Annotated in this window: 12 protein-coding genes; 10 read left to right on the top strand and 2 right to left on the bottom strand. The window is 70.3% G+C overall.

Going from position 1 to position 13,115, the window contains the following annotated elements; translation table 11 throughout:
* Positions 1–58 precede the first annotated feature (58 nt).
* The 3 genes from ACZ5ZX_RS35280 to ACZ5ZX_RS35270 all read left to right on the top strand — a co-directional run bounded on the left by ACZ5ZX_RS35280 (position 59) and on the right by ACZ5ZX_RS35270 (position 3,463).
* A complete protein-coding gene (locus tag ACZ5ZX_RS35280) occupies positions 59–742 on the top strand; it encodes a response regulator transcription factor (protein ID WP_465506398.1) in 684 nt (227 codons plus the stop codon).
* Positions 739–1,776, top strand: a complete 1,038-nt coding sequence (locus ACZ5ZX_RS35275; RefSeq protein ID WP_465506316.1) for a HAMP domain-containing sensor histidine kinase — start codon at positions 739–741, stop codon at positions 1,774–1,776. Before ACZ5ZX_RS35280 ends, ACZ5ZX_RS35275 begins: the two co-directional genes overlap by 4 nt.
* 127 nt (positions 1,777–1,903) lie before the next feature.
* Complete coding sequence (locus ACZ5ZX_RS35270) at positions 1,904–3,463, top strand: DUF4153 domain-containing protein (RefSeq protein ID WP_465506315.1); 1,560 nt, start codon at positions 1,904–1,906, stop codon at positions 3,461–3,463.
* A gap of 119 nt (positions 3,464–3,582) precedes the next feature.
* Here ACZ5ZX_RS35270 and ACZ5ZX_RS35265 read toward each other — a convergent pair whose 3' ends face one another.
* On the bottom strand, positions 3,583–3,948 hold the full coding sequence (locus tag ACZ5ZX_RS35265; RefSeq protein ID WP_465506314.1) for an SSI family serine proteinase inhibitor: 366 nt from the start codon (positions 3,946–3,948) through the stop codon (positions 3,583–3,585).
* 59 nt (positions 3,949–4,007) lie between these two features.
* On the bottom strand, positions 4,008–5,630 hold the full coding sequence (locus ACZ5ZX_RS35260; RefSeq protein ID WP_465506313.1) for a PucR family transcriptional regulator: 1,623 nt from the start codon (positions 5,628–5,630) through the stop codon (positions 4,008–4,010).
* 319 nt (positions 5,631–5,949) lie between these two features.
* Here ACZ5ZX_RS35260 and ACZ5ZX_RS35255 point away from each other — a divergent pair, with 319 nt between their 5' ends.
* The 7 genes from ACZ5ZX_RS35255 (at position 5,950) to ybeY (ending at position 13,114) form a co-directional block, all read left to right on the top strand.
* Positions 5,950–7,446: a CoA-acylating methylmalonate-semialdehyde dehydrogenase gene (locus ACZ5ZX_RS35255; protein WP_465506312.1), complete on the top strand. Its 1,497-nt coding sequence runs from the start codon at positions 5,950–5,952 to the stop codon at positions 7,444–7,446.
* A gap of 137 nt (positions 7,447–7,583) precedes the next feature.
* Complete coding sequence (gene hrcA, locus ACZ5ZX_RS35250; protein WP_465463719.1) at positions 7,584–8,609, top strand: heat-inducible transcriptional repressor HrcA; 1,026 nt, start codon at positions 7,584–7,586, stop codon at positions 8,607–8,609.
* A gap of 43 nt (positions 8,610–8,652) precedes the next feature.
* Positions 8,653–9,819 (top strand): molecular chaperone DnaJ, encoded by a 1,167-nt coding sequence (gene dnaJ, locus ACZ5ZX_RS35245; protein WP_061982736.1) that lies wholly within the window; start codon positions 8,653–8,655, stop codon positions 9,817–9,819.
* A 3-nt stretch (positions 9,820–9,822) separates the two neighbouring features.
* Complete coding sequence (locus ACZ5ZX_RS35240) at positions 9,823–10,575, top strand: 16S rRNA (uracil(1498)-N(3))-methyltransferase (protein ID WP_465506311.1); 753 nt, start codon at positions 9,823–9,825, stop codon at positions 10,573–10,575.
* A gap of 440 nt (positions 10,576–11,015) precedes the next feature.
* Positions 11,016–11,366, top strand: a complete 351-nt coding sequence (locus tag ACZ5ZX_RS35235) for a histidine triad nucleotide-binding protein (protein WP_465506310.1) — start codon at positions 11,016–11,018, stop codon at positions 11,364–11,366.
* A gap of 114 nt (positions 11,367–11,480) precedes the next feature.
* Entirely contained in the window at positions 11,481–12,563 is a 1,083-nt protein-coding gene (locus tag ACZ5ZX_RS35230) for a PhoH family protein (RefSeq protein WP_465506309.1), read from the top strand.
* Positions 12,560–13,114, top strand: a complete 555-nt coding sequence (gene ybeY / locus ACZ5ZX_RS35225) for an rRNA maturation RNase YbeY (RefSeq protein WP_037310506.1) — start codon at positions 12,560–12,562, stop codon at positions 13,112–13,114. The genes ACZ5ZX_RS35230 and ybeY overlap by 4 nt, the downstream gene beginning before the upstream one ends.
* The last annotated feature ends 1 nt before the right edge of the window (position 13,115 follow it).

Raw genomic sequence — 13,115 nt, 5'->3', positions numbered from 1 at the left:
CGAACGGTCTCCACGGCCGCTGCTTACAGTCATCCCCATGGAACTGGGAGGACGCCGGGTGCTGGTCGTCGAGGACGACGTGACCATCGCCGAAAGCATCGCCGCGCGGCTGCGCGCGGAGGGATTCTCGGTGGATCTGGCGCACGACGGCCCGACAGGTGTCGAGGTGGACGCCGCGCGGGAGCCGGACCTGGTGGTGCTGGACGTGATGCTGCCGGGGTTCGACGGACTCGAGGTCTGCCGCCGGATCCAGGCCCGCCGCCCGGTCCCGGTGCTGATGCTGACCGCCCGATCGGATGAGACGGACATGCTGATCGGCCTCGGCGTCGGCGCGGACGACTACCTCACCAAACCGTTCTCCATGCGGGTGCTCTCGGCCAGGGTGCACGCGCTGCTGCGCCGCGTCGACCGGTCCGCCAGGGCCGACCTGAGCGAAACGGGCACGAAGATCGTGCTCGGCGACCTCGAAATCGACGTCGAACAGCGGCGGGTCACCCGGGCGGGTACCCCGGCACAGCTGACGCCGATCGAGTTCGACCTGCTCGTCCATTTCGCGAAGCGGCCACGGGCGGTGCAGCCGCGGGAACGGCTGCTGAGCGAGGTCTGGGACTGGGACGTCGCCGGCACCGGTTCGGGCACCCGCGCGGTCGACAGCCACATCAAGGCACTGCGCCGCAAACTGGGCGCGGATCTCATCCGCACCGTGCACGGCGTCGGCTACGCCCTGGAGGTGGGATCGTGAACCCGCGCCCGCTCGTGGGCCGGATCGTCGACGCGCTGCCGAGACCGCTCGACCCGGTCCGCTCCATCAAACTCAAGCTCGCGATCCTGCTGGTGTCCTCCGGCGGCATCGCGTTCGCCTTCTTCAACTGGCAGATCGGCTGGCTGCCACCGAAGACGACCATGGCCGCGATGGTGCTCGCCGTGGTCACCTCGCAGATCCTCGCGCACGGGATGACCCGGCCGCTGCGGGAGATGACCGCCGCCGCCCGCGCGATGGCCAAGGGCGACTACACCCGCCGGGTGCGGGCGACCGCGCGGGACGAGGTCGGCGAGCTGGCGCACGCGTTCAACCAGATGGCGGCCGATCTCGAAGTCGCCGACCAGCGACGGCGCGAGCTCATCGCGAACGTCTCCCACGAACTCCGCACCCCGATCACCGCGTTGAACGGGGTGCTGGAGAACCTCGTCGACGGGGTCGCCAAACCCGATCCGGCGACCTTGAAGACCGCGCTGCAGCAGACCGAACGGCTCGGCAGGCTGGTCTCCGAACTGCTGGACCTCTCCCGGATCGACGCGGGGGCGTTTCCGCTGCAGCTGGAGGAGTTCGACCTCGAACTGCTCCTGGAGGAGGTCGCCGCCGAGGCCGGGGTGACCGCGGCCGCGACCGGCAGGGGCGTGCGGTTCGCCGTCGACGTCCAGCCGCCCGGCGCGATGGCCGTCGCCGACCGGGGCAGGCTCTACCAGGTCGTGGTGAACCTGCTCGACAACGCCGTCCGGCACGGACCCTCCGGTGGCGAGGTCCGGGTGCGGGCGGAGGCGCGCGACGCCGACGTCGTCATCGAGGTCGAGGACGAGGGCCCCGGGATCCCGCCGGGGGAGCGGGACAGCGTGTTCGAACGGTTCACCCGCGGTGAGCGGGCAGGCGGCGGGGGCACCGGCCTCGGCCTCGCGATCGCCCGGTGGGTGGTCGACCTCCACGACGGCAGCATCGCCGTCGTCAGCCCCGTAGCGCGGCAGGGCTGTGTCATCCGCGTCGTGATCCCCGTTCCTTAGGGGCTGAAGGGGACTTTCGCCGCATGCGATGGGGCGAAAGCGTCCTTCACCGCATGAGATGAGGCGAAGGGCCCCTTCAGCCCTCCCTACACGCCACGGTATGTGCTTTCGCAAACTGGAGGATTCGATGAGCGAAGACCACGAGAAGAAGCAGGCGCACGCGTCGCCCCCGGCGACAGGGGCGACGGCCACGTTGCCGCCCGCGCCGCAAGTACCGGTGCTGATGCGGCCCCGGGTGCCGCCGAAGTCCGCGATCGTCCCGCTTCCCGGCTCGGTGCTGCCCGCGGCGGCCGCGGCGGGGCTGATCGCCGCCGCCGCGCTGCCGGACGATCCCGGAATCGGCTGGTTCGTGGCCGGGCTCGCCTTCGCCGTGGCCGTCTACTTCGCGGACAAGCGGGCCCGTGGTGCCGCCGCGCCGCATTTCGGCCTGGTCAACGCGGTGTGGGCGCTGGCCGCGCTCGGCCTGCTCGCGGTCGGCGTGTTCCGCGCGTCGGTATGGCTGAACGTGTTGTGCGTACTGGCCGCCTGTGTGGCGGGATCTCTCGCGGTGGTCGGGAAGCGCACGGTGAACACGATCATCTACGACGTCTTCGCGGTGCCGATCGAAGCGCTGCTCGCGATCCCGTGGATCGGGCGCGGGCTGAAGAAGTTCACCAAGCAGCCGGAAAGCCGCGCGAGGCCACGGTTCCTGGTGCCGGTGCTGGCGAGTGCCGGACTGCTGCTGGTGTTCGTCCCGCTGCTGCGCGGTGCCGACGCCGCGTTCGCGAACGTCGTCGACGCGGTGATCCCCGAGCTGAACCCGGAAACCTTCGTACGCTGGGGTTTCCTCTTCGCCGTCGGCGCGTTCGCCGTCATCGGCGCGTGTTACCTCCTCGCGGCGCCGCCCTTGCCCGCCGAGGACGACGCACCGCGCAAACGGCTGGCGCACCGGCTCGAATGGGCTCTGCCGCTGGGGATGCTGGTGCTGCTGTTCGCGAGCTTCGTCGCGGTTCGCCTGGTCGTGTTGTTCGGTGGCACCGAGTACGTCCTGCGCACGAGTGGCCTGACCGCGGCCGAATACGCCAGGAGCGGGTTCTGGCAGCTGTCCGCCATCACCGTGCTGACCCTGCTGCTGGTCGCGGCGGCACTGCGGTGGGCGCCGAAGTCCTCGAAGGCCGATCGGGCGTGGCAGCGCGGGTTGCTCGGCGCGCTGAGCGTGCTCAGCCTGGTGCTGGTCGCGTCGGCCTTGAGTCGCATGTGGACATACCAGGAGGCGTACGGGTTCACCGTGCTGCGGCTGCTGGTCGAGGTCTGCGAACTCTGGATCGGGCTGATCTTCGCGCTGATCCTGGTTTCCCTGATCCCGCTGCGCTCGGCGTGGCTGCCGCGCGCGGCCATCGGTGCCGCCGCGGCGGCCCTGCTGGGGCTGGCCGTGCTGGATCCGGAGCGGTTCATCGCCGAGCGCAACATCGACCGCATCGCGGCGGGCAAAACCCTCGATACCCGTTACCTGTCGGGGTTTTCCGCCGACGTCGTACCCGCGGCGGACCGGCTTCCGGAACCCCTTCGCTCCTGTGTGCTCGGACCGGTCGTGACGGGAATCTCGGAAGATGAGTGGCGCGGATGGAACCTGAGCCGGGCTCGCGCGCGTCAGACCCCCGTCGCCACCGCGGACGGGGAGAGGTGTCCTTATCCGGCCCGTCGCTGAGCCGTGGCACCACGGCCTTGATCGCCCTCTTGGGGGTGAGGGCGATCAAGGCGGTGGTGATCGGCGGCGACCGCCGGGCCACCGAGGGGGAGGCCCGGCGGTCACCTGTCCTTTACCGGTCAGAAGGTGAAGACGCCGTCAGAGTCGGCGTCGGCGACACACGGGTTCGGGTAGGAAGTGCGGAAGGTGACCGGTTCACCTCGCCATTTGCCGACCGCGGAGACGTCCACCGGCGAGTACTCCAAGGTGCAGGCACGCGGTTCCCCGCGTAGCCTGTCGAACTTTCCGTCCACTTTGGACAGGCTGGCGCAGGCCCTGCCGCGGCTCGGGTGTGAGCCACCGGTGGGCTGGCAGGTGAGCGAAACGGAGCCGATCCGGCCGTTGGAGTGGTGGCTGGTCAGCTGGAACGTGGAGTCGGCGGGCTGCACCGGGGCCAGACAGGCCAGCGCGAGCATGCAGGTGCCGATCGGTTCGAAGAAAGCCATATCAACCCTATCGGCTGACGTGACCCGGTGACTGTGTTCCTCGGCTGGGTGAGATTCACTCACCCGGTCGTGTGGTCGTCGCCTTCTCGGATGTCGTGGGCGAGCAAGGCGACGTAGAGGGAGAGCATCGACTCCGGCTCCTCCAGCCGCACACCGAGCACCTGCTCGATCCTGGCCAGCTGCTGGTAGTAGGCGGTGCGGGAGGTGTGCGCCGCGGCCGCGGCCGCCGATTTGTTGCCCCCGTGTGCGCAGTAATGCCGCAGTGCCTGCACCAGCCTGCTGCCCTGCGCCGCGTCCCGGCTCAGTAGCGGGCCCAGTTCCCGCGCGGCGAACGCGGTGACCCGTTCGTCGCCTGCCAGCAGATGCAGCAGACCGCGCAGGCGGACGTCGTCGAGCCGGTGGACGACCCGCTCCGCGTTCTCAGTGAGCGCGGCGGCGGCGACCTGAGCGGCTTCGACGAGCGTCCGGCGTGCCTCGGCGGGCCCGGTGGCGGTCGTGCCCACCGCGACCACGGCGGGCGCGCTGGAGCGGGCCTCGTGGACGTCGGTGGCCAGCCGTCGCAGGACCGCGTCGACCCCCGCCTCCGGGGAAAGCGCGATCAGCGCGCGCACCAAGGTGTCGTCGGCGGCCACGAGCGCGGACACCTTGGCCCGGCGCGCGGCGAGCGCGGTCGCCTCGGCGAGTTCCCTCAGCAGCACCGGGGTCGACTGCGCGGTACTGGTGGTCGCGGTGATCCGGGGCCGCACGGCGACCCCGATCAGCAGCCGTCCCGTCAGCGGGACACCCAGCGCGGAGGCGCGCGCGGTGAGTTCGGCAGGCGGCACCGGGTTCGCCAGCAGTTCGGTCAGGATCGCGCGGTGCGCCTGGCGTTCCAGTCCGTCGGTGTCCTTGGCGACCAGCCGGTGGACGGCGAGCGCGGACGCGGCGCGTTCGGCGACCACGACGTGCCGTCGCGGCGGCGGATCCCCGCAGACCACGATCAGCCGTCCCCAGTCGTGCCCGCGCGCGCCGACCACGGTGACCAGCCAGCCCGCGCCGGTGTGGAAGCCGGTCCGCTCGCCGACCCGCACCGGTCGCGACCGCGACGGCCAGCCGGGCAGCAGCTCGCCAGGGTCGGTGCCCGCCGTGTCGTAGGCGAGGACCTCGTGCGACAGGGTCTCCAGCACGACGGGATGTTCGGTGAGTCTCGCGACTTCGCGGAGGATCTCGCCGGGCTCGGCTCCGGCGACGGTCAGCGCGGTGAAGGTCTCGTGGACCCGTTCCGCCGCGCGGAGTTCGTCGACCTGGGCGTCCACGATCAGCCCGTTCACCGCCTCGGTGACCGACACGAAGCGCGTCTCCCGGGAAAGGGTGATCAGCGGGACCCCGTGGTGCTCCGCGGCCTCGACCAGCGCGGACGGCAGCTTGTCACTCCAATGACGGACCAGTTCGACGACCACGCCGGCCACCCCGACCCCGGCCAGCTCGGCGACATACCTGGCGAGCGCGTCCCCGTCGTCGGGCAGCGCGACCCCGGTGGTGAGCACGAGTTCCCCGCCCCGCAGCAGGGGCGCGATGTCGGCGACCTCGGCGACGTGCGCCCAGCGGACCGGCGCGTCCAGTCCCGCCGCCCCCGCCACCACATGGGGCCTGCCCTGGCGCAGTACCGGCAGCGCGAGCACCTCGGCGACGGTCGGGTACATCGGCCTCCCACCTGGTCGGAACGCAGAGTATTCGTCGGTGAACCCGCGTCCGCGATCGACGTCGGCAGGACGCTGCCTGGTCGTCGACGTCACGGTGGCGGATCAGGCGTCCTGCCACCGCGATAGCGGGGCCTTCGGCCGTGGCGGGTGCACGCGTCTGGTCACCTTTCGAGGTACGTCTTCAGCTCCGCCGACAGCACAGAGACAGACTGTACGGCCGGGAGCGGGAGTCCGTACACGTTGCCGATGGCGTCGGTGTGGCGCGCGCACCCAGACTCGACCGGGAGCAGGCATCGGGCGACCAGGAGGGCGGAAATCCGTGACCGACCGCATCAACCACTGGATAGACGGCAAACCGTTCGAAGGCGTGAGCGAACGATCCGGTGACGTGTTCGATCCGGCCACCGGTCAGGTGCGGGCGAAGGTCGCCTTCGCGGCGCAGGACGACGTCGACGCCGCGGTCGCGGCCGCGTCCCGGGCGCTGCCCGGCTGGCGCGGGACGTCGCTGGCCGGGCGGACGCGGGTGCTGTTCGCCTTCCGCGAGCTGCTGTCGGCGCGGCGTGACGAGCTGGCGAAGATCGTCACCAGCGAGCACGGCAAGGTCGAATCCGACGCGGCCGGTGAGATCGCGCGCGCCATCGAGAACGTCGAGTTCGCCTGTGGCGCGGCGCAACTGCTCAAGGGCGGCTTCAGTGAGAACGCCTCGACCGGCGTCGACGTCTACTCGATCGCGCAGCCGCTGGGCGTGGTCGGCGTGATCTCGCCGTTCAACTTCCCGGCCATGGTCCCGCTGTGGTTCGTGCCCAACGCGCTGGCCTGCGGCAACACCGTCGTGCTCAAGCCGAGCGAGAAGGACCCGTCCGCGGCCGTGTTCATCGCGGAACTGTTCGCCGAGGCAGGCTTGCCCGACGGCGTCCTCAACGTCCTGCACGGTGACAAGGTCGCTGTCGATGGCCTGCTGGAGCACCGCGACCTCAAGGCGATCTCGTTCGTCGGGTCGACGCCGATCGCGAAGTACGTCTACGAAACCGGGACCAGGCACGGGAAACGCGTGCAGGCGCTCGGCGGGGCGAAGAACCACATGGTCGTCCTCCCGGACGCGGACCTCGATCTCGCCGCCGACGCGGCCGTCTCCGCCGGCTTCGGCTCGGCGGGGGAGCGGTGCATGGCGGTGTCGGTCGTGGTCGCGGTCGACCCGGTCGGCGATGACCTGGTCGCGAAGATCGCCGAGCGGATCACGCGGCTGCGCGTCGGCGACGGCAGGCGGCCGACGTCGGAGATGGGACCGCTCGTCACCGCCGCGCACCACGAACGGGTCGAGTCCTATGTGGAAGCGGGTGTCGAAGCCGGCGCCCGGCTCGTCGTCGACGGACGGGGAGTCGAGGTCGACGGCGAGGACGGCGGGTTCTGGCTCGGCCCGACCCTGTTCGACCACGTGACACCGGAGATGTCGGTCTACACCGACGAGATCTTCGGGCCGGTGCTCGCGGTCGCGCGCGCCGAGGGGTACGACGCGGCGCTGGAGCTGGTGAACGCCAACGCCTACGGAAACGGCACCGCGATCTTCACCAACGACGGGCGGGCCGCGCGGCGGTTCCAGAACGAGGTCGAGGTCGGGATGGTCGGGGTGAACGTGCCGATCCCGGTGCCGGTCGGCTACTACTCGTTCGGCGGCTGGAAGGACTCGCTGTTCGGCGACACCCACGCCTACGGGCCGGAGGGCTTCCACTTCTTCACGCGCACGAAGGTGGTCACCTCGCGGTGGCCGGATCCCTCGCAGGGCGGCGTGAACCTCGGCTTCCCGCGCAACAGCTGAGCCGAAGGGGACCATCCCCGCATCGGACGCGGTGAAGGGCGCTTTCACCTCATCTCATGCGGGGAAGGCGTCCTTCGGCTACCCGGGCACGATGCCTTCCGTAAACTCGTTGTGAGGACGAGCTGAGGGAGGTGCAGGTGGCCAACGCGGAAGAACGCCGCTTCGAAGTGCTGCGCGCGATCGTCGCTGATTACGTGTCCAACCAGGAGCCCGTGGGATCCAAGGCGATCGTCGACCGGCACAATCTCGGTGTGTCCAGCGCCACAGTGCGCAACGACATGGCCGCACTGGAAGAAGAGGGATACATCACCCAGCCCCACACCAGCGCGGGGCGCATCCCCACCGACAAGGGATACCGGCTGTTCGTCGACCGGATCGCCGAGGTCAAACCGCTGAGCGCCGCCGAACGCCGCGCCATCACGGCCTTCCTCGACAGCGGCACCGACGTCGACGACGTCCTGCGCCGGTCCGTCCGCCTGCTCGCGCAGCTGACCAGGCAGGTCGCGGTCATCCAGTACCCGATGATGACCAACTCCGCCGTCCGCCACCTGGAAGTGGTGCCGCTCACCCCGGCCCGGCTGATGCTGGTGCTGATCACCGACTCCGGCCGCGTCGACCAGCGCACCGTCGACCTCGGCGACGTCATCACCGAGGAGAACGTCGGCAGGCTGCGCACGGTGCTGAACGGCGCGCTCGCGGGCCGCAGGCTGTCCGAAGCCGCCGCCTCCGTCGCCGAACTGCCCGAAAAAGCACCGGGCGAACTGCGCGACAACCTCACCCGCGTCTGCACCGTGCTCGTGGAATCGCTGGTCGAACATCCCGAAGAACGGCTGGTGCTCGGCGGTACGGCGAACCTCACCCGCAACGTCTCGGACTTCCCCGGATCGCTCCGGCAGGTACTGGAGGCGCTCGAGGAGCAGGTCATCGTGCTCAAGCTCCTCGCGGCCGCCCGCAACCCCGGTGCGGTCACCGTGCGCATCGGTGAGGAAAATGAGGACGAGCAGATGCGCAGCACCTCGGTGGTTTCCATCGGCTACGGCATGGACGACATGCTGCTGGGCGGGATGGGCGTCGTCGGGCCGACCAGGATGGACTACCCGAACACCATCGCCGCGGTGCGCGCGGTGGCGAACTACGTGGGGCAGATCCTCGCCGGCCGCTGAACGCGGGCGTCGAGATCGAAGGCAGAAGGAGAAGGCGAAGACGGTGGCGAGGGACTATTACGGCATTCTCGGGGTTGCGAAGAACGCGACGGATCAGGAGATCAAGCGCGCGTATCGCAAGCTGGCCCGTGAACTGCACCCCGACGTCAACCCGTCGGAGGACGCGCAGCACCGGTTCGGTGAGGTGACCACCGCCTACGAGGTGCTGTCGGACCCGCAGAAGCGCAAGATCGTCGACCTCGGCGGCGACCCGATGGACAGCGGCGCACGCGGGAACGGCGGCGGCGACCCCTTCTCCGGCTTCGGCGGTCTCGGCGACATCATGGACGCCTTCTTCGGCGCCGCGGGAGGTGGCGGTGGCCGCGGACGCGGACCGCGCAGCCGCGTCCAGCCCGGCTCCGACGCGCTCATCCGCCTCGGCCTCACCCTGGAGGAATGCGCCACCGGCGCCGACCGGGAGATCACCGTCGACACCGCCATCGTCTGCGACCTGTGCCGCGGCGCCGGCGCGGCCGAAGGCACCGGCACCAAGACCTGCGACACCTGCGGCGGCGCCGGCGAGGTCCAGTCCGTGCAGCGGTCGTTCCTCGGCCAGGTCGTCACCGCCCGCCCCTGCCCGGTCTGCCGCGGCTTCGGCGAGGTCATCCCCGACCCCTGCCGCCAGTGCGGCGGCGACGGCCGCGTCCGCGCGCGCCGCAACGTCACCGCGAAGATCCCGCCGGGCGTCGGCGACGGGATGCGCATCCGGCTGTCCGGCCAGGGCGAGGTCGGCCCCGGCGGCGGTCCCGCCGGTGACCTCTACGTCGAGATCGACGAAGCGCCGCACGAGGTGTTCGTCCGGCAGGGCAACGACCTGCACTGCAACTTCCGCATCCCGATGACCACCGCCGCGCTCGGCGCCACAGTGCCCATCGAGACGCTCATCGACGGCGACTACGAACTCGACATCGAACCGGGCACCCAGCCCGCCACCGAACTCGTGCTCACCGGCAAGGGCATGCCGCGCCTGCGGTCCTCCGGCCGCGTCGACGGCCGCGGAGACCTGCACGTCCACATCGACGTCGTCGTGCCGACCAAACTCGACGACGCCCAGCGCGACCTCCTCGTCGAACTGGCCCAGCAGCGCGGCGAAGACGTGCCTTCGCTGTCTTCGAACGGTTCCAAGCCCGGCGGGCTGTTCTCCAAGCTGCGCACCAAGAACCACCGGTAACCCGTGCCCGAGACGACACTGCCGGTCTTCCTCACCGCCGCGCTGCCCGGCTCCGGGCGCACCACCCTCGACGGTGAGGAAGCCCGGCACGCCGCCACCGTCCGGCGACTGCGGGTCGGTGAACGTCTCGTGCTTTCCGACGGCGAAGGCGGCATGGCGCGCTGTGTCGTCGAAGCCGTCCAAGCAGGCCGCGACGCGGTACTCACCCTCGCCATCGAAGAACACTGGACCGAGGAACCACCCGCACTCCGCGTCATCGTCGCCCAGGCCCTCGCCAAAGGCGACCGCGGCGAACTGGCCGTCGAACTCGCCACCGAAGCAGGCGCCGACGCGATCGTCCCCTGGCGCGCCGCCCGCAGCGTCGCCCGCTGGGAAGAAGGAGCCCGCGGCGACAAAGCCCTCACCCGCTGGCGCACCACCGCCCGCGCCGCCGCCAAACAAGCCCGCCGCGCCCACATCCCCGAAGTCGCCGAACCCGCCACCACCCGCGAACTCGCGGAACTCGTCCAGACCGTTTCCCGCGCCCTCGTCCTCGAATCCGGCATCACCACCCGGCTCACCGAGATCGAACTCCCGCCCCAAGGCGACGTCCTCCTCATCGTCGGCCCCGAGGGCGGCATCACCGACGACGAACTCACCACCCTCACCGACGCCGGCGCGACCGCCATCCGGTTGGGCCCCACCGTCTTGCGCACTTCCACCGCCGCCGCCGTCGCCCTCGGCGCGCTAGGGGTTCTCACCGACCGCTGGAAGTGAAAAAACACCCCACAATTTTGCGGCGAGTTATGGCGCGATCACGCAAACAGCCGTTACTCTCGTTAACTGACGCGCAACACACGGTTTCGGCGCGCCACTGGGGATGAAGCCCGGTCGCGCGCGTGAATCCCCGCCGGGCACCTCCCCCCTCGGTCCGGCGGAGCCGCGGCGGCGGTGGACCGACCCCCAGGGTCCACCGCGCCGCGGCATCTTCATTTGGGGCTTCGCGAGTTCACCCCGTGACGTCGCCGCGCTTTCGCTGATGGGCGCGCAGTACCACGAATCGCTGGCGAACCGCACCACGCTCTTGTTGCAGTTACAGGGTTTCGCCGCCTGCCACCGTCTCCGGCGCCGCGCGGCCCGACCCGGTGACGCTGAATCCACGCCGGTTTGTCCGAGCACGTCATCACCGAGACCGACCGCGACGTTAGGGTGGGGGAATGAGTGACGCGGAGACGTTGTTCGAGCGGATCATCGCGGGCGAGATCCCGTCCGAGAAGGTGTACGAGGACGCGACCACGTACGCGTTCCGTGACATCGCGCCGCAGGCGCGGGTCCACGTGCTCGTGGTGCCGAAGAAGCGGTTCCGGAACCTGGCCGAACTGGCCGCCGCCGAACCGCGGCTTCTCGCCGACGTCGCGGCCACCGCCAAGAAGGTCGCCGAGCTCGAGGGGATCGCCGAGTCCGGCTATCGGGTGGTGTTCAACACCGACGGTGACGCCGGGCAGACCGTCTTCCACGTGCACGCGCACGTGCTCGGCGGCGAGCAGCTGGGGCATTTCGGCCGTTGAGGCGCGCGGCCGGGAAAAACCGGACTGCGTGCCGCCACCCGCAACCAGTAGCATCGACGTTGTCAGTGTCGTTGAAAATCGCAGCGTAAGCGCAGGAAGTAGGCCCGAGGCCACGTGGCCGGAACCGTACCGGGTGAAGCCGCCCGCCCCGACGTCCCCCTGGACGTCACAGCGAAGGCCGACGAGGCCACCGTCACCGAAGCGGCCCAGTCCCGATTCCCCATCCCCGACGCCGCCGCGCTCAGCCTGCTCGGCTCGAGGGACGAAAACCTCCGGGTCGCCGAGGAACTCCTCGCCGCCGACGTGCACGTCCGGGGCAACGAGGTCACCCTGACCGGGGCACCCGCCGACGTCGCCTTCGCCGAGCGTGTCTTCGCCGAACTCGTGACGCTCGCCGGCCGCGGCCAGCAGGTCGACCCGGCCACCGTCCGCCGCACCGTCGGCATGCTCTCCACCGGTGACCACGAGTCACCGGCCGAAGTGCTGAGCATGAACATCATCTCCCGGCGCGGCAAGACGATCCGGCCCAAGACGCTCAACCAGAAGCGCTACGTCGACGCCATCGACAAGCACACGATCGTCTTCGGCATCGGCCCCGCCGGTACCGGCAAGACGTACCTCGCCATGGCCAAGGCCGTCCAGGCGCTGCAGGCGAAGCAGGTCACGCGCATCGTGCTGACCCGGCCCGCGGTCGAAGCCGGTGAGCGCCTCGGCTACCTGCCGGGCACGCTCAACGAGAAGATCGACCCGTACCTGCGCCCGCTCTACGACGCGCTGCACGACATGGTCGAGCCCGAGTCGATCCCCCGGCTGATGCAGGCGGGCACCATCGAGATCGCGCCGCTGGCGTACATGCGCGGCCGCACCCTCAACGACGCCTTCATCATCCTCGACGAGGCGCAGAACACCACGCCGGAACAGATGAAGATGTTCCTCACCCGGCTCGGGTTCGGCGCCAAGATCGTCGTCACCGGCGACGTCACCCAGGTCGACCTCCCCACCGGCCAGAAGAGCGGCCTGCGGGTGGTACGGGACATCCTCGAAGGCGTCGACGACCTGCACTTCGCCCAGCTCACCAGCCAGGACGTGGTGCGGCACAGGCTCGTCGGCGACATCGTCGACGCGTACGAGAAGTGGCAGGCCTTGCAGGACAGCCAGGACAAGGGCAACGGCTGGAAAGGGCAGCGGCGTTCATGAGCATCGAGATCGCCAACGAATCGGGTGTGAACGTCGACGAGAGCTCGATCGTGTCGGCCGCCCGTTTCGCGCTCGACAAGATGGAGGTCAGCCCGCTCGCCGAGCTGTCCATCCTGCTCGTCACCCTCGAGGTGATGGAGGACCTGCACGAACGCTGGATGGACCTGCCCGGTCCCACCGACGTGATGGCCTTCCCGATGGACGAGCTCGACTCGTCGCGCCGCCCGGACGCGCCCGACGCGTCGCCCGCGCTGCTCGGTGACATCGTGCTGTGCCCGGCGTTCGCGAAGGACCAGGCCAAGACGGCCGGGCACGCGCTGATGGACGAGCTGCACCTGCTCACCACGCACGGCGTGCTGCACCTGCTCGGCTACGACCACGCCGAACCCGCCGAGGAACGTGAGATGTTCGGTCTGCAGAAGCGGATCCTCGGCGAGTTCCAGGCGGCCGTGGCCGCGGTGAACCGGCGCGACGCGCAGCGCACCGCGGACGACAGGCTCCTCGGCACCGCCGGTCTCGACGCCGTGCCCGCCGACGAACCTCCCGCTTAGG

Source organism: Amycolatopsis sp. NPDC033938 (assembly GCF_055575975.1).
The sequence above is the reverse complement of the archived record's forward strand: the minus strand, read 5'-3'. Positions and strand labels throughout refer to the sequence as shown.

Excerpts from the sequence above, each read along its gene's own strand:
- ACZ5ZX_RS35235 (WP_465506310.1), top strand. The coding sequence starts at position 11,016 with ATGAGTGACGCGGAGACGTTGTTCGAGCGGATCATCGCGGGCGAGATC.
- ACZ5ZX_RS35270 (WP_465506315.1), top strand. The coding sequence starts at position 1,904 with ATGAGCGAAGACCACGAGAAGAAGCAGGCGCACGCGTCGCCCCCGGCG.
- ACZ5ZX_RS35265 (WP_465506314.1), bottom strand. The coding sequence starts at position 3,948 with ATGGCTTTCTTCGAACCGATCGGCACCTGCATGCTCGCGCTGGCCTGT.
- ACZ5ZX_RS35260 (WP_465506313.1), bottom strand. The coding sequence starts at position 5,630 with ATGTACCCGACCGTCGCCGAGGTGCTCGCGCTGCCGGTACTGCGCCAG.
- ybeY (WP_037310506.1), top strand. The coding sequence starts at position 12,560 with ATGAGCATCGAGATCGCCAACGAATCGGGTGTGAACGTCGACGAGAGC.